Raw genomic sequence first — 15,593 nt, forward strand, 5'->3', positions numbered from 1 at the left:
AATCCAGCCGTCAACGTTCTATCCTGGAATCCGTCGGGCGGGCAGCTCCGGCCGGGGGATGGGTCCGCCCCCCTGCCCGCCCGGGAGAAGGGGTTGCCGATGATGGTGCGACTGTGGGTGCTCGTCCTGGCGGTGCTGCCGGGCGCGGTCCAGGCCCAGGTGTGCGAGGCGCGGGCGGTGGGGGAGCTCCCCGCCCAGGCCGTCCCCGCGCAGGTGGAGCCCGTGTCCCTCGCGGAGGTGGCGCCGGCCCGGCCCCGCTTCGAGGTGCTGCCGGCGGCCGTCTCGGTGGTGCCCGGCCTGCTGCTGCACGGGATGGGGCCGCTCGTGGCGGGGGACACCGCGACGGCGGGGCGGCACTTCCTCCTGGAGGGCTCGGGCCTGGGGCTGCTGCTCGCCGGGGGCGTGCCCATCGCCCTGTCCGGGGCCTCGCGCCGGGTCATCGGTCCGCTGTACGCGGTGACGCTGGCGGGGGTGGGCGTGCTCTCCATCTCCACGCTGGCCAACCTCTACGGCGCCCTGGCGCCCGCCTTCCCTCCAGGCGAGGTGGCGCGGCACCTGCCCCCGCTCGAGCTGGAGCTGGGCTACCAGCACGTGGTGGACCCGGCCTTCGACTACCGGCACTTCGTCTCGGTGGGCGCGCTGGCGCGGCTGGAGCGCGTGCGCCTGGAGGCCGGGGCGAAGCTGTCGCCGGGCGAGGGCAACGTGCGCGTGCGCGTGGGCGGGGCGTACCGGCTGCTGGGCGCACCCGAGGGCGCGCGCGCGGGCGCGGACGGCACGGCGTTGGACCTGGAGGCCGCGGCCCTGGCGCACCGCTACCCCACCGAGTCCTTCACGCTGGCCGGTGGCGAGCTCTTCCTGCGGGGCCGCTACGACATGGCGCGCTTCAGCCCGCGCATGGCCGGCTCCTTCGCGGAGATGGGCGTGGGCTTCGCCATGCAGGGCTACGTCTACGCGGGCCCGGTGGACGACATCCTCTTCGAGCAGCTCCTCTTCACCTTCGGCTACGGCGTGTACCTGGGCCGCGGCGGGCCCTTCCGGGGCGAGGCGATGCTCTACTACGATCACCGCAAGGACGACTTCCCGGGAGGCATCAGGGGAGGCAGCGGCGTGCCGGGGTACGTGGGGCTGCGCGGGCGCATGCTGCTCACCGGGCCGTGGGGCGTGGCCGCGGAGCTCCAGGCGGGCTCGGCCGTGGTGGGCCGGGTGTCACTCGTCTACGCGTTGGGAGGTGAGCCGTGAGGAGCATTCGCCGGGGAGCCGCCGTGCTCGCGCTGCTGGCCGCGGGCTGCAGCCAGCGGCCGGCCGAGGAGCGCGCGCTGAAGGACCTGCGGGTGGGCCAGGTGGACGCCAACGGCGTGGCCTTCACCGTGGAGGACGGACTGGCCGTGGTGCGCAAGGTGGAGCCGGGCACGCTGACGCTGTGGGGCTCGGCCCCGGCCTTCCACGTGCGCGCGGTGTCCTCCGCCGGGGCCACCGAGGAGTGGACGGTGGTGGTGCGCAACGCCATGCCGGACGCGGAGCTCTCGGCCTCGGTGGGCGGCGAGCCGCTCCTGGTGGAGGCCCTGCCCGAGGGACCGCTGCCCACCGTGAAGACGTGGAAGGTGCGGGTGCCCGCGGGCGCCGAGGCCCGGCTGACGGTGGCGCCTCCGCTGTGGGATCAGCCGATGCCCTTCCGCTTCGCGGCGCTGGCGGACGTGCAGGAGGCCCTGCCCCGGGTGGGCGACATCTACCGGCGCATCAACGCGGACCCCACGCTGCGCTTCATCTACTTCTCGGGGGACCTGACGCAGCGGGGCACCGTGGAGCAGCTGGAGGAGTTCCAGTCCCGCCTGCTCGAGTCGCGCATCCCCCTGTTCGCCACGCTCGGCAACCACGAGCTCATCACCCCGGACCCGCGCTACCACGAGTACTTCGGCCGGGGGAACCTGCACTTCACCTTCCACGGCGTGCACTTCACGATGATCGACTCGGGCAACGGCTCGTTGGATCCGAGGGCCGAGGAGATGCTGGACGGGTGGCTGGCGGCGGGGCGGGACGCGGTGCACATCCTCGGCACGCACATCCCCATCGTGGACCCCATCGGCGTGCGCAACGGCGCCTTCGCGAGCCGCAACGAGGCGGCGGCCCTGCTGGCGAAGCTGGCCAACGCGAAGCTGGACCTCACGCTCTACGGCCACGTGCACTCGTACTACTCGTTCTCCAACGCGGGGATTCCGTCCTTCATCTCGGGCGGCGGCGGCGCCATTCCCGAGCAGTTCGACGGCGTGGGCCGGCACTTCCTCGCGGTGGAGGTGGACCCGGCCCAGGGGGTGCGCACCGTGTCGCTGGTGCGCGTGGACTGAGCGGCCCGCCTCCTCTCCTACTTCTCCGCGGTGGGCGACACGGACGCCTCCGGGGTCTCCACGGGCGTGGGCAGGGGCCGCGCCAGGGTGGCGGAGAAGCTGGGGTCTCCCGCCGCGGCCAGCGTCTTGCGCAGCGCCATCACCGCGTCATCCACCACGCCCTGTCCCACGATGTTGCTGAGCGCGAGCCCCAGGCTGATGCTCTTGGCCACCGCGTCCATCTTCTTCTCGCGCAGCGCCGAGACCACGTTGGCGAAGTCCTGCTTCTCCTGATCCGTCACGTTCTGCATCATCGCGAAGGCGAGCTGCGGCAGGGCCACCTCGAGCTGCTCGAAGGGAACCATGTGCATGGTCCTGGCCATCATCTCGGCGCGCACCCTGGCGCGAGCCCGGTCCACGGCGCGGTCCGTCGCGGAGAGCATGACCTGCAGCAGCGCGCTCGGGCCGATGGCGATGTCCTCGTTGCCCACGCGCATGTTGAAGGCCGAGGAGCGCAAGAGCCCCATGGCGCCAAACCCGGCGACCAGCGTGTACCCGACCCGCGCCGACGCCGGCCCCTCCCCGAGCAGCACCCCCTGGGCATCCGCCGGGTTCAGCGTCTTGAGCGCGAGCAGGGCCAGGAGCGAGGCGAGCACGTTGAGCAGCGTGTAGGTGATGGCGTGGCGGTTGGTGATGGCCTCGTAGGGGTCATCCTTGTAGCGGGAGACGAGCTCGCCAATTCCGATGAACGCACCGATGAACGCCACGGCGGTGTACTGCGCCGTGTCCGCGAGCAACTCCACCATCTCTGGCTGCATGTCGACTCCCCCAGGGCCCGCTCTTGCCGGGCTCCCCGCGCGATTCTACCTCCCCGTGCCGGACCCGATGAGACCGGAGATGGAGGGTCCATCGCCCACATGGGGGGAGTCATCCGGGCCGGACGCCGCTGGCATGGCGGGGGGTGAACACGGCGCGGGGCCGGTAAATCGGCCTCGGAGCGGACCCCCTTGAAAAGGCACTGAACATCTGTGCACATGAGGGCCCCACGCAGCACGCTGGAGGGGAGTCCCAGGCCATGTTCGACGCGAACGAAAACGATCCCATCTCGCCCGCGATGCGGGCACTGCTCGAGGTGTTCTCCACGGAGCTGTCCGAGGTGAAGTTCCCGGACGTGGACGCGGAGGTGTTGGAGGAGGCGGCGAGCCGGGTGAGGGCGCAGGCCGAGGCGGTGGCGAAGGCGCAGGCGGCGCTGGAGGCGGCGCGCCAGGTGCTGGCCGAGGGGCAGGAGGCGCTGGTGCAGAAGGGCCAGCGGGCGCTGGCGTACGCGCGGGTGTTCGCCGAGGAGGACGCGGAGCTGAGCACGAGGCTGGAGGCCATCCCGCTGCCGAGGGCGGGGCGCAAGGTGGCGCGCGCGGACGGTGGCGTGACGGCCGAGGCCCCCGCGCAGAGCGACGAGTCGGCGCCGAAGCGCCGGGGCCGTCCGCCGAAGTCCCGCCCGAGCGCCCCGCTGTTCGCCGAGGGCGGCTCGCCCGAGGCCGTCGCCATCGAGTCGGTCGAGACGGCGCCCGTGGCCGCCCGTCCCGCCGCGGCGTGAGGCAGGCCAAAGGATATTGACCCTACCTCGGCTCCTCCCAGGGATGTGGGGGTCCCCTGAGCTCTTTCCGGGTCAAGTTGGCTTGCTGAACAAGAGGCACGTGCTGGCCTGGATGCATCCCCATCCCGAGGGGCCCCACCCGTAGGCATCACGGGGCCACAGGTTTGGCTCGGCCGCTCTGGTTTGTGCTTGCCAATCCGCCCTATTTCAGGCCGCTTCCTTCTTTCCGTCCCCGACAAAGCCGAAGTTAGTAGCACCCCCGGAACTACCCCCGGAGCTACTAGGGACCTACTAACAAAGCCGAAGTTAGTAGTCGTCGTACTTGGCGTGAGTGCTATCCCGAACTACTATGTAACTACTATTAGTTACTAAATTAGTAGATCGGAGATGTCGTGCGGATCCCAGCTACGCCTCCTGACCCTCAAGCTGCCTTACAAGCCCTCCTGAAGGGGGATCCAGGCCGCTTGTCGCGTTTCTTCTCGCGCGGATTCAAACCCGAGATCGATGGACAGTACCTTCATTGGGACCAACTTCGGCGGCACCCTCCGCTAGAGGGACTGACACACGAGGAGTGGTGGACTGGCGTCAGCATGGCTCGGAGGGTGCTTAGGACCGAGTTGCCTCTCACTGACAACACAGGGCACAACTTCCACTTCGCGCGAACCGATGGTCTTCTGCTCGCATTGCATCAAATCGACCGCGATATGGGCGGACGGCTTGAGATGGCCGACCCGCAGTTGACCAATAAGGAAGTTCGAGGCCGGTACATCATCCGCTCCCTGATGGAGGAGGCGATTACCTCCAGCCAGTTGGAGGGAGCTTCGACGACCCGCCGTGTCGCAAAGGACATGCTCCTGCACGGGCGGCAGCCGCGAACGAAAGATGAGCGGATGATCTTCAACAATTTCCGGGCGATGGAGCTGCTGCGTAGAAAAGCTCAGGAGCCCCTATCAATCGCTTTGCTTCTTGAACTGCACGAGGTCATCACCGAAGGCACCTTGGAGCATGGTGAGGTAGGGCGGCTGAGGCGCCCAGACGAGCCCGTCACAGTGCAGGACATCAGCAATGGACAAGTTCTCCACATCCCCCCAGATGCACGCGCGCTTCCTTCGCGAATAGAAGCTCTCTGCACGTTTGCAAATGAAAACGCCGGGAATGCCTTCGTCCACCCTGTTGTTCGCGCTATCGGTCTCCACTTTATAATCGCTTATGACCATCCGTTTGTCGACGGCAATGGCCGTACCGCGCGTGCACTCTTCTATTGGAGCATGATCCGGCAACGCTATTGGATTGCAGAGTTCCTCTCCATCTCTCGGATCATCCAGGAAGCACCTGTCCAGTACAGTCGCGCCTTCCTGTTCACCGAGACAGACGGAAGCGACCTCACCTACTTTCTCTTGCACCAACTGGAGGTCATCCGAAGAGCAACGCAGGATCTCTACGTGTATCTCGACCGCAAGAGCAAGGAGGTGCAGGAGGTAGAGGTGCTTCTCAGGGCTGTAGATAACGTCAATCACCGCCAACGGTCGCTTTTGGCCCATGCGCTTCGTCACCCGGGCGCGCAGTACTCGATTGAACCCTACCGCCGCGAGCACGGCGTCGTTTACCAGACCGCTCGTCAAGACCTGCTCGATTTGGAGAAGGCCGGTTACCTGCGGAAGAAGCAAGTGGGGCGGGCCTTCCATTTCTACGCTGTCCCAGAACTTGAGCGGCTTCTGAGGGAGAAGAATTCCTGACGGTAGGGCTCAGGCGGTGCTACGGCTCAGGCGGGTCCTCGGGCGCGAAAGGAGACTGACACAGTTCTCGGCTCCTCCGGGTCCCGGTAGGACATTTCGACGACGAGTTCGTAGGGCTGCGCCAAGTCCGCCCAGTTCCCGCCCCAGACTTTTCCGCAACTCCATCACCATTCGATGTCCCTCTTCGTCGGGAGCGGAGGCCGACCGGAGCCGGTGGGTCAGCACCTGTTCGAGCTCGCGGCAGAGCCAGGTGCGATCTTCTGTTCGGATGAAGTGTTCGTAGGAGAAGCGCGGATCAAGCATGTGCGGTTCCCTGCATGGAGCGGCGCTCCGCGTAGAGCTTGTCCCGCCACGCCAGCAGGTCCCCGAACTCCTCGGCCAGAGCTGGCTCGGTGAACGCGGCGCGCATCGCGGGGCCGAGGGGAATGATGGGGTGCTCCACCGGCCGCACCAGGGTCAGTGACACGGCGATGGCGATGTCCGCGAAGGTGAAGTCGGAGAGCAGCGTGTCGCGCCCCCGCAGCTCCGTCCGGAGCCCTTCGAGTCCCCGCCGGATCGTCGCCCGATCCTGCTCCGGGTCACGCGTGTCCAGGCGGTACTTCCGGTTCATGAACGTCGTTCCCAGCTTCGCGAGCGGCAGCAGTGGTCGAGCGCGAAACGGGCCCGCTCCGGCCAGGGGGAGAACCAGGCGGCGACGAATCGGGGGCGGCTCATGCCGCGAGCATAGCCGCTTCCCTGGCAAGCCCGAGGGAGGTGGGTGGCTGCGCGTCCGGGCGGCCAAGGTGTCCCCGAGGGCATGGACGCCGGGCCAGTGGCTGTTACCGGCAGGGGGTGTTGGATGGACAGAGGGAGATGGGAATGAATGGGGCCCTGGAGGGCCCGGCCTCGCGGCTCGACCTGGAGGCGGTCCAACTGGAGGTGCTGTGGAACGCACCCATCGGTATCGCCCTCGTGGACCGGCGGCTCCAGGTGGTCCGCTTCAACCGGGCCATGGCCGGGCTGCACGGCCCGCGCACCCGGGCCTGGCCGGGCATGGGTCTGGCCGACGTGTTTCCTCCGGGGGAGGCCACGCAGGACCTGCTCTGGCGCCTCCAGCAGGTGCTCACGACGGGACGGCCCTTCCCCTGGCTGGAGCTGGAGTGGGGGCGGGTGAGCTGCCATCCCCTCCATGAGGGCCTGGAGATGGTGGGGCTCTGCCTGTACGTCGAGGAGGTGCCCGAGCCGAGGCTCGCACGCGAGGCGCTCCGGTTCAGCGAGGAGCGGCTGCGCATGTCCCTCGCCTCGGCCTCCATCGGCACCTGGGACTACAACCCCGCCACCGGCGAGTTCCTGTGTGACGCCCGCGCCCAGGCGCTCTTCGGCGCCCCGCCGGACTACCGGATGGACTGCGAGCGGTTCCTCTCCATCGTCCATCCCGAGGATCGCGAGCGCACGGCGCAGGTCATCCAATGGGCCGAGACCCCGGAGAGTGGCGGGGGCTATGACATCGAATACCGCGTCATCGGCATCCAGGATGGCATCGAGCGGTGGCTCTCCGCCCAGGGGCGCGCCTGGTTCGATGAGCGGGGCCAGCTGCTGCGCTTCAGCGGCACGGTGGTGGACATCACCCAGCGCAAGCGCGCCGAGGCCAGTGCCCGCTTCCTCTCGGAGGCCAGCCGGCTGCTCGCCGAGCGCCTGGACCGGGCGGAGGAGATCCTCGAGCGGGTGGCCCGGCTCGCCGCCTCCTCCATCTGCTCCTACTGCATCATCGGCGTGGCGCGGGCGGACGGACATCTGCCGCGCGTGGCCGCGGCGCACCGCGAGCCGTCCGAGGAGCCGCTCGTCCAGCGCGCCAGGAGCTTCGTGCCCCAGGCCCCGGGGAGGAGCCCGCTGCTGGAGGGGGTGCACACGGGGAAGTCCGTCCTCATCCGGGAGTTCACCCGGGACGTCCGCCAGCGCTACGCCGTCTGCCCCGAGCACCTGGAGGTGATGAACACGCTGGATGCCCACTCGGTGATGACGGTGCCGATGCGCGCGGGGGGCAAGGTGCACGGGATGATGATCTTCGCCGCCTGCGCCCCGTTGCGGCGCTTGGACGAGCAGGACCTGTCGCTCGCGGAGGAGCTGGCGCACCGGGTGGGCATGTCGCTGGAGAACCTCCGGCTCTACGAGGAGGCCCGGCAGGCGGTGGGCCTCCGGGACGAGTTCCTTTCCGTGGCGAGCCATGAGCTGAAGACGCCGCTCACCTCGCTCAAGCTCCAGCACACGCTCATCGACAAGTGCCTGACGCCCGAGTGCCGGGCGTCCGTGGGCACGCGGCTCCCCAAGGCGATGCGTCAGGTGGAGCGGCTCACCTCGTTGGTGGACAGCCTGCTGGACGTGAGCCGCATCGGCGCCGGCCGGCTGGGGCTCGAGCCCGTCGACATGGAGCTCACCGGACTGCTGCGCGAGGTGATGGAGCGGCTCTCCGAGGTGTTCGCCCAGGCCGGGTGCGCGGTGGACTTCCCCGCCACGCCGCCCGTGCACGGGTATTGGGATCCGCTGCGCTTGGACCAGGTGCTCGTCAACCTGCTGTCCAACGCGGCCAAGTACGGCGCGGGCAAGCCCATCCACGTGCGCGTGACGGTGGAGGACGAGCGGACACGGCTGATGGTCCGGGACGAGGGCATCGGCATCGCCCCCGCGGACCTGCCGCGCCTGTTCTCCCGCTTCGGGCGCGCCGTGTCCGAGCGGCACTACGGCGGCCTGGGGCTGGGGCTCTTCATCTCCAAACAGATTGTCGAGGCCATGCAGGGCAGCATCCGCGTGGAGAGCGAGCTGGCGCGGGGCTCGACCTTCACCGTGGAGCTGCCGCTGCGTGCCCGGGCGTGAAGAAAGACACCGCCCGGAGATACGTCTTCTCCCGGAGCCCCCTCCGTCAGAAGAACGTACCTCCGGGCGATGGGGCCGCACCCGGGAGGCAGCGCCGGGTGCGGCATTCCTCGTACGGCTTCAGGTGAAGCTCAGTTCTCCGGGTACGCGGTCCAGCCGGCCGTCCAGTCCGTGCTGCCCACCGCGCCGATGAACTTCGCGGTGGCGTCGAAGAACGGATCCGCCGGCGTGGCGGCGTTGGAGGTGAGGAGCGCCTGCGACTCGGCGGCCGGCTTGAAGTTGGGCGTCTTGGCGTTCACCGCGGCGCTCAGCATGGGGTCCACCACGCGGTTGTTGTTCACCGTGGCGAGGAGCTGCTCGTTCTCCTTGTAGATGGTGCCGTCGCTCAGCCGGGTGGCGTCCGCGTTGGTGGTGTTGCCCGCGGCGTCCTTCACCGGGTTGGCCGAGTAGTCGATGGACGTGGTGTTGCCCTTGTTCATCCAGAAGAGGGTGTTCTTGATGCTCAGGTTGCCGGACTCGGACAGCTGCGCCGAGGCCGCGCCGTCCACGTCCACCGCCTTGTCGGCGAAGTAAGCGACGATGGCGTTGTTGAGCTTCACGCCGGCGCCGGTGTTGAACACCAGGCCCTCCTGCTTGGTGCCCGTGGTGGCCGGGGCGCGGTTGGAGCCGATGAAGGAGGCGTTCCAGATCTCCGGCACCGAGCGCGGGGTGGCCGTGTTGGTGGTCTTGTTGCCGCTGGCCTCGATGGCGCGGTTGCCCACCCGGTCGTTCTGCTGGACGATCAGGAACTGCACCTTGCCGCTGTAGCCCAGGTCATAGTCCAGGCCGTCGTCGTCCGGCTGGCTGATGACGAGGTGCTTGAGGTTGGCGGTACCGCCGAACATCTCCACGCCGTCGTCCGCGCCCTTGTGCACCTGGACGAAGTCGAGCTCCGTGGCCGAGCCGCACGCGCCCGTGGTCAGGCCGTTGAGCTCGTTGTCCTCGGCCAGCTCGTAGCCGGCGAACTCGATGCGGGCGTACTTCAGCTTGCCGCAGTCGTGGGCGTCGTCGGTACCGCCGTACTTCGTGCGGTCATCGCCGCTGGTGGCGAAGAAGCCCTCGATGGTGTTGCTGCCACCGGCGACGTTGATTCGCGCGTTGCCCAGCAGCACCACGCCGCCCCAGTCACCGGCGGCGCGCTCGCCCTCGGGCTTCGCGCTGGTGAAGACGATGGGCTTCTCCGCCGTGCCCACCGCGTTCAGCTTCGCGTTGCGGGTGATGACGAGCGCGCTGCCCTCCTCACCGAGAATCTTCGTGCCCGGCTCGATGGTGAGCGTGCCGCTCTCCACGAAGATGTAGCCCTTGAGGGTGTAGACCTTGTCGGCCGTCCAGGTGGTGTTCTGCGTGATGTTGGCGCTGACGTCGTCCGCGGTGTCCTGCTCCACCGGGCCGGGGCAACCGGCGAGCAGGGACGTACCAAGGGTGAGGCCGAGAGCGAGCCGCTTCATGGTGTGCTTCCTTTTGACGGGGGTTACAGGGTCCAGCCGAGCGCCGCGGAGAAGGCGATGCCCGGGCGGTACTTCAGGATGGTGATTCCGCCCTGGTCCAAGACGACGGCGGAGTCGAGCAGGTTGGAGCCGGTGAGCTTGAGCTGCAGGTCGTTGCCGAGCTTCTGGCTGACGGACAGGTCCACGCGGTGGAAGGGCTGCTCGTAGACGTCCGGGAGCGGATTGAGGCCGACCTCGCTGATGCGCGGGCCGTAGACGTTGTAGAGCAGGGCCACCTCGGTGCCGCTCTCGGGGCGGTCGTAGCCGAGGTTGAGGTTGATGACGTAGGGCGACTGGCCCTGCATGGGCCGCTGGCTGTTCGTCTGCGCGCCCAGCTTCTCCGGGTCCGTGAGGACGATGTTGGACTGGATGAGCGTCAGGTTGGCCGCGGCGCGGAAGTGGGAGAGCGCCGGGGAGAGGCGGCCGAGCGACGCGCGGGCCTCCAGCTCGACGCCGTAGCTGTTGGCGCCATCCGCGTTCTCGAAGCCCATGTCGCCGGAGTAGCGGAGGATGCGCTCGATGGGGCTCTGGAAGTTCTTGTAGAAGACGCTGGCGGCGAGCACCTCGTTCTCCCCGACGAACCACTCCAGACGGGTGTCGAGGTTGTGGATGCGCGTCTCGAGCAGCTCCGGGTTGCCGGACACGTTCCGGCGGCGGACGAAGTCGAAGAAGATGAACGGGGCCAGCTCGCGGAAGGTGGGCCGGGCCAGCGTGTAGCTGTAGCCGGCGCGCAGGTTCATGTCGGGACGCAGCGCGTAGATGGCGTTGAAGGCCGGCAGCACGTCCAGGTAGTTCGCACGGGTGTTGCCGGTGGAGGTGGTGTCGAACGGGCTGTGGGCGGTGAGCTGCTGCAGCGAGTGCTCCACGCGCACGCCACCCACCAGGCGCAGGGGCTCCACGGGCTTGTAGTCCGCCGTCGCGAAGCCGGCGAAGACGCCGAGGTACGCGTCATAGGCGTCATCGCCGCGCGTGGTCTCGCGCATGCGGACGCTGGTGCCCAGGTGGGAGGAGGCGAAGAGCTCCTCGGGGGGCAGCGAGGTGTCCACCGGGGTGTCGGTGAGCAGGTAGCGGAAGCGGCGGGCCTGGAAGTCACGGAAGGACACCTGGGCCAGACCGCCCGCCTTCACGCGCACGTCGGAGAAGGGCAGGGTGAGGCTGGCGCTGCCGCCGGTGGAGGTTTCTCCGAGCGTGCCGAAGAAGCGCTCGCCGCTGTTGGGCTGGTTGGGGAAGGCGTACTTTCCGGTGGGGGTGCCCAGGTCGTCGCTGTAGAGGGTGTCGCGGGTGTCCGGCTCGTCGCGGTCCACGCGGCTGAAGTTGGCCTGCCAGTCGAGCTCGGCATCGCCCAGGGTGTTGAGGCGGTGGAAGCCGCGCACCTGGTTGAAGGAGAGGGCGCGGGAGACGAACTGCAGGCGCGTGCTCTCGAAGGTCTCCGAGCGGCCGTTGTTCACGCCGCGGGAGGTGAAGGTGGTGCTGTCCGTGCCGCGCGTGTAGAGGCTGAAGAAGGTGAGCTCGTTGTCGCGGTCGAACTGGTAGCCCACGCTGGCGAGCGCGCTGAGGGTGGAGCCCTCGGAGCCCTGGAGGGTGCGGGTGGCGTCCTGGGCCTGGAGTTCGCCCACCGGCATGTCGGCGCGGGCGAACTCGGACTCGCGGACGCTCTCCTTGTGGCCGTAGTTGACGGTGGCCAGGTAGCCCAGGCGGCTGTTGCCGAAGCGCAGCGTGTCACCCATGGACGCGCCCAGGCCCAGGTTGGGCAGCGCGGTGGCGCGGCGCGCGGACCAGATGTTGGGGAAGGACTGCCAGGTGCTCGCCGAGCTGCCCATCCGCTCGTTCTGGGGCAGGCCCGCGGGGAGCTGGCGGTCGGGGCCCGCGAAGCTCAGCGCCTCCAGGAAGCTGCCCGGGTGCGTGTTGCGCTGCTGGAAGGTGGAGATGCTGTCGCCCGAGAAGGTGATGCGCGGCTTGAACTCGAACTTGCTCGGGTAGGTGTTGGTCTCGATGAGGAGCGTGCCACCGCCGAAGGTGCCGGGCAGGTCACTGGTGTAGCTCTTCACCACGTTGAGGTTGGCCAGGAGGCTGGTGGGGAAGAGGTCCAGCGGAACGGAGGGCTCATCCGGCTCGGGGCTGGGCAGCAGCGCGCCGTTGAGCAGCGTCACCGAGTAGCGGCCACCCAGGCCACGCAGCAGCATGAAGCGGCCATCCACCACCGTGACGCTCACCACGCGCTTCACCGCGTCCGAGGCGCTCGAGTCCGGCGTGCGGGCGATCTCCTGGGAGCTGATGGCGTCGGAGACGGCGGCGGCCTTCTTGCGCTCCTGGAGCAGGGCGCCCTCGGCACGGCGGTCCGCGCGGGCCTCGACGACGACTTCCTGCACGGCGCCCGCGTCGGCGCTCAGCTGCACGTCCAGCTTCGTGGCCTTGCCCTGCTCCACGATGACGCCAGTGATGCGGCGGCCCTCGTAGACGTCATAGAAGACGCGCAGGTCATACTTCCCGGGAGGAAGCGCGAGCTGGTAGTTGCCGTCGATGTCGGTGAGCACGCTCTTCTGTCCGCCGGTGACGACCTTCACCGTGGCCTCGATGAGCGTCTCCTTCGTCTGGGCGTCGGTGATCTGGCCGTAGACGCCGGTGAAGCCCGGAGGAGGCGTGGCCGAGTCAGCCATCATCTCGTCGTCGCTGCGCTCGGCGGCGTCAGCGGCGTCAGTGGCGGTGTCACTGGAGGTGGCTGCCGTGCCCACTCCTCCCTCGCCCTCCGGGAGAGGGTCGGGGTGAGGGTGCTGGGTTGAATCCGCGTCAACCTGGGACGAGGACCCGGAGGCCTCTGGAACAGGCGCCTGCGCCATCACGGGCGCGGCCAGCAGTGCGAGCGCCGCCAGTGCGGCGCGAAGGGAATGGAGAGACAACACGGGACTCCTCACCAACGAGCGCGCGTAGAGAACGCGACGCCCGTGGCAACGAAATGGATGGAAGGTGAAAAGGGAGAGACCGGAATGAAGACTTCAGGTCACGGCGCGGCCGGCTCGGCGACGGCGTCGGGGACCACGGCGACGGTGAGATTCCCGCCACGCGCGAGGTCCATGACTTCCATCGCGGTGCCATACGGCACGTCGTTCTCCGCGTCGAAGAACACGATCTTGTCCGGGCGCGCGTTGATCATCCGCTGGAGCCGGGCCACGACCTGGTCGCGCGGCACGTCCTCGCGGTTGATCTGCACGGCGCCCGCCTTGGTGACGGTGAGCACCACGGGAGGCAGTGCGCCGGGAGGAGGCGGAGCCACTTCGGTCTGCTCGTCCGCCTTGCCCGGCACGTCCATCCACATCTGCTTGGTCATCAGCGGGGTGACGACCATGAAGATGATGAGGAGCACGAGCACCACGTCCACGAGGGGCGTCACGTTCATCGCGGGGCGGATGCCGCCCTTGCCACCACCGAGATCAAAGGCCATGGCGCGTCACTCCTTCTTCCGGTCGATGACCTGGAGCGAGATGCCCGGGAAGCCGATGTCCTGCAGCGTCTTGAAGACCCCGCGCACCTCGGCGTAGCGCACGCCCCGGTCCGCCTTGAGCACCACGCGGGCCTCGGGGTCCTTCTCGTGGACGGCGCGGAGCTGCTCGGCGAACTGCGCCTTGGGCACCTCCTTCTTGTCCACGAACAAGGCGCCCTGCGCCGTGAGACTCACGGTGGTGGGGGTGAGCGAGTTCTCCTCGCCCTTGTCCGGATTCGTCACCGCCGGGAGGTCCACCGCCGCGCCTGCCTCGAGCTGCGGGGTGACCACCATGAAGATGATGAGGAGGACGAGCACCACGTCCACCAGCGGGGTGACGTTCATCTCGGGCACGAGCCCACCGCTACGCCGGGCGGACATCGACGCCCTCCTTGCGCGTGGCGCGCTCCACGTCCAGGGCCACCGCGCCCTCCCCGCGCACCGCGGGAGACACCACCCCGTCCACGTCCTCCAGGTGGTCCATGAACTCCTTGCGGGCCAGGTCCAGCGACAGCAGGAGCGCGTCGGAGCGGGTGGTGAGGAAGTTGAACATCAGCACCGCGGGGATGGCCACCAGCAGGCCGAGCGCCGTGACGACGAGCGCCTCGGCGATACCGGCGGACACCGCGCCCAGGCCGCCCGAGCCCGTCTTCGCGATACCGGCGAAGGCCTCGATGATGCCCACCACCGTGCCGAGCAGACCGACGAACGGCGCCACCGAGCCCACCGACGCCAGCACGCTCATGCCCCGGCGCACGTCCGCCGTCACGCGCTCGTAGATGCGCTCCAGGTCTCTCCGCGTCAGCTCCACCGCGCCCAGCTTGCCCTGCGGCGCCGCCTTCTTGGCCAGGTACGTCTTCACGCCACCGCCCAACAGCTTCGCCAGGCTGCTCGCCCGGGCCGCCGAGGACTCGATGACGAACTGCTCGTGCTGCTGCGTCTCCAGCAACTTGCCGGCCCGCGCGGCGAACTTCCGGTCCGCCGCCTTCGAGCGGAAGAAGTAGATGAGGCGCTCGAAGAACACGACCATCGACGCCAGCGCGAAGGCGACCAGCGTGTAGGCGATGCACCGGGCGAAAAAGCCCATGTGGTGGTAGATCTCGATCAGATTGAAGTTCATCTGGGGGGCTCCGGCGGGTGAGACAGAGGTTGCTCGCTACTTGAGACGGAAGGGGACCTTCACGATGCGGAAGACGGCGGTGGGCTGGCCGTCCACGAGCGCGGGCTCGTAGCGCCACGTGCGCACCGCGGCGATGGCGGCACCCACGAAGGGCTCCTCGCCGCGCATCACCTTGACGTTGCTGACGCCGCCGTCCGCCTCGACGACGATCTTCAGGATGACCATGCCCTCCTGCCCCTTGGCCCTCATGTCCGAGGGGAACTCGGGCAGCAGGTTGGAGCTGAGCTCCTTGGGCGGGGTGGCGGACTCGGGGAGGTTGATGGGCTTGGGCCGCAGCGAGCCACCGGCCACGCCGGGGCTGTCCACGCCCGTGACGATGGCACCCGCGACGAGCTGGCCCGTGCCTCCCACGGCGACGGGCGCCTCGGCCACCGCGTGCTCCGCGTCGGCCTCGGGCGGCTTCTCCACCGGAATCTCCTTGGGCGCCACCATGGCCGCGGGCGCGGCGACGGTGGGCGGCGGAGGAGGCTTCGCCTTCGGCTTGGGCGGCGGGGGCGGCGGGGGAGCCGGCTTCACCTCGACCACCGGAGGAGGAGGCGGCGGCGGACGGAACACCACGTCCACCTTCTTCTCCTTGATGACTTCCCGCACCTGGTTGCCCACGGCCACCGCCGTGAGTCCGATCAGGGCGCACATCCCGAGGGAGGCGACGCCCGAGAGCGCGAACCGCCGGGCGGACTGCACGTCGGTGGCGCTGTCGTAGGTCTCGAACATGACGTCCAGCCGTATAGCGACGTCACGTTTCAGCCACGTGCAGCCCCCGCAACACTTCGTCACGCCGTGCGTCACGTCCGGCTCGCGCGCATCTCACGGCCGTGTCACGCCGTGACGATTCGTGCACGATGGGTGTCGGGTGGGTTTCACGTCACGGATGCGTCACGGTGGGATGACGGAGGTGACTGGAAAGG

At 68.8% G+C, this 15,593-nt stretch carries 13 protein-coding genes; 5 read left to right on the plus strand and 8 right to left on the minus strand.

What is annotated here, in order from left to right; translation table 11 throughout:
* Nucleotides 1-99 precede the first annotated feature (99 nt).
* Entirely contained in the window at nt 100-1,239 is a 1,140-nt protein-coding gene (locus tag VFZ09_RS42855) for a hypothetical protein (RefSeq protein ID WP_329733597.1), read from the plus strand.
* Entirely contained in the window at nt 1,236-2,342 is a 1,107-nt protein-coding gene (locus VFZ09_RS42860; RefSeq protein WP_329733598.1) for a metallophosphoesterase, read from the plus strand. Before VFZ09_RS42855 ends, VFZ09_RS42860 begins: the two co-directional genes overlap by 4 nt.
* 17 nt (nt 2,343-2,359) lie before the next feature.
* Here VFZ09_RS42860 and VFZ09_RS42865 read toward each other — a convergent pair whose 3' ends face one another.
* Nucleotides 2,360-3,139, minus strand: a complete 780-nt coding sequence (locus tag VFZ09_RS42865; protein WP_329733599.1) for a hypothetical protein — start codon at nt 3,137-3,139, stop codon at nt 2,360-2,362.
* Between the two features lie 257 nt (nt 3,140-3,396).
* Between VFZ09_RS42865 and VFZ09_RS42870 the strand changes: the two genes are divergently transcribed.
* Both VFZ09_RS42870 and VFZ09_RS42875 read left to right on the plus strand, forming a co-directional pair.
* The gene (locus VFZ09_RS42870; RefSeq protein ID WP_329733600.1) at nt 3,397-3,915 is read left to right on the plus strand and encodes a hypothetical protein; all 519 of its coding nucleotides are present in this window, start codon (nt 3,397-3,399) and stop codon (nt 3,913-3,915) included.
* Nucleotides 3,916-4,532: 617 nt separating this feature from the next.
* Nucleotides 4,533-5,651, plus strand: a complete 1,119-nt coding sequence (locus tag VFZ09_RS42875) for a Fic family protein (protein WP_329733601.1) — start codon at nt 4,533-4,535, stop codon at nt 5,649-5,651.
* 295 nt (nt 5,652-5,946) lie between these two features.
* Here the strand turns inward: VFZ09_RS42875 and VFZ09_RS42880 are convergent, their stop codons facing one another.
* The gene (locus VFZ09_RS42880; RefSeq protein WP_329733602.1) at nt 5,947-6,261 is read right to left on the minus strand and encodes a glutathione S-transferase C-terminal domain-containing protein; all 315 of its coding nucleotides are present in this window, start codon (nt 6,259-6,261) and stop codon (nt 5,947-5,949) included.
* A gap of 248 nt (nt 6,262-6,509) precedes the next feature.
* Between VFZ09_RS42880 and VFZ09_RS42885 the strand changes: the two genes are divergently transcribed.
* Nucleotides 6,510-8,501, plus strand: coding sequence for a PAS domain-containing sensor histidine kinase (locus tag VFZ09_RS42885; RefSeq protein WP_329733603.1), 1,992 nt, complete (start codon nt 6,510-6,512; stop codon nt 8,499-8,501).
* 131 nt (nt 8,502-8,632) lie between these two features.
* Here VFZ09_RS42885 and VFZ09_RS42890 read toward each other — a convergent pair whose 3' ends face one another.
* The 6 genes from VFZ09_RS42890 to VFZ09_RS42915 all read right to left on the minus strand — a co-directional run bounded on the left by VFZ09_RS42890 (nt 8,633) and on the right by VFZ09_RS42915 (nt 15,399).
* A complete protein-coding gene (locus VFZ09_RS42890) occupies nt 8,633-9,988 on the minus strand; it encodes a hypothetical protein (protein ID WP_329733604.1) in 1,356 nt (451 codons plus the stop codon).
* Between the two features lie 23 nt (nt 9,989-10,011).
* Complete coding sequence (locus VFZ09_RS42895) at nt 10,012-12,927, minus strand: TonB-dependent receptor (RefSeq protein ID WP_329733605.1); 2,916 nt, start codon at nt 12,925-12,927, stop codon at nt 10,012-10,014.
* Nucleotides 12,928-13,025: 98 nt separating this feature from the next.
* On the minus strand, nt 13,026-13,466 hold the full coding sequence (locus tag VFZ09_RS42900) for an ExbD/TolR family protein (protein WP_329733606.1): 441 nt from the start codon (nt 13,464-13,466) through the stop codon (nt 13,026-13,028).
* 6 nt (nt 13,467-13,472) lie between these two features.
* Nucleotides 13,473-13,886 carry a biopolymer transporter ExbD gene (locus tag VFZ09_RS42905; RefSeq protein WP_329733607.1) on the minus strand — a complete coding sequence of 138 codons (414 nt, stop codon included), beginning with the start codon at nt 13,884-13,886 and terminating at the stop codon, nt 13,473-13,475.
* Nucleotides 13,870-14,625, minus strand: a complete 756-nt coding sequence (locus VFZ09_RS42910; RefSeq protein WP_329733608.1) for a MotA/TolQ/ExbB proton channel family protein — start codon at nt 14,623-14,625, stop codon at nt 13,870-13,872. The genes VFZ09_RS42905 and VFZ09_RS42910 overlap by 17 nt, the downstream gene beginning before the upstream one ends.
* Nucleotides 14,626-14,661: 36 nt before the next feature.
* Complete coding sequence (locus tag VFZ09_RS42915) at nt 14,662-15,399, minus strand: energy transducer TonB (protein ID WP_329733609.1); 738 nt, start codon at nt 15,397-15,399, stop codon at nt 14,662-14,664.
* Nucleotides 15,400-15,593 lie beyond the last annotated feature (194 nt).

It is taken from the genome of Archangium sp., assembly GCF_036277355.1.
Taxonomy (GTDB): Bacteria; Myxococcota; Myxococcia; order Myxococcales; family Myxococcaceae; genus Archangium.

What these genes read in the sequence shown, in the direction of transcription:
- VFZ09_RS42900 (WP_329733606.1), bottom strand. Translation starts at nt 13,466, where the DNA reads ATGGCCTTTGATCTCGGTGGTGGCAAGGGCGGCATCCGCCCCGCGATG.
- VFZ09_RS42890 (WP_329733604.1), bottom strand. Translation starts at nt 9,988, where the DNA reads ATGAAGCGGCTCGCTCTCGGCCTCACCCTTGGTACGTCCCTGCTCGCC.
- VFZ09_RS42905 (WP_329733607.1), bottom strand. Translation starts at nt 13,886, where the DNA reads ATGTCCGCCCGGCGTAGCGGTGGGCTCGTGCCCGAGATGAACGTCACC.
- VFZ09_RS42915 (WP_329733609.1), bottom strand. Translation starts at nt 15,399, where the DNA reads ATGTTCGAGACCTACGACAGCGCCACCGACGTGCAGTCCGCCCGGCGG.
- VFZ09_RS42910 (WP_329733608.1), bottom strand. Translation starts at nt 14,625, where the DNA reads ATGAACTTCAATCTGATCGAGATCTACCACCACATGGGCTTTTTCGCC.
- VFZ09_RS42870 (WP_329733600.1), top strand. Translation starts at nt 3,397, where the DNA reads ATGTTCGACGCGAACGAAAACGATCCCATCTCGCCCGCGATGCGGGCA.
- VFZ09_RS42855 (WP_329733597.1), top strand. Translation starts at nt 100, where the DNA reads ATGATGGTGCGACTGTGGGTGCTCGTCCTGGCGGTGCTGCCGGGCGCG.
- VFZ09_RS42880 (WP_329733602.1), bottom strand. Translation starts at nt 6,261, where the DNA reads ATGAACCGGAAGTACCGCCTGGACACGCGTGACCCGGAGCAGGATCGG.
- VFZ09_RS42885 (WP_329733603.1), top strand. Translation starts at nt 6,510, where the DNA reads ATGAATGGGGCCCTGGAGGGCCCGGCCTCGCGGCTCGACCTGGAGGCG.
- VFZ09_RS42865 (WP_329733599.1), bottom strand. Translation starts at nt 3,139, where the DNA reads ATGCAGCCAGAGATGGTGGAGTTGCTCGCGGACACGGCGCAGTACACC.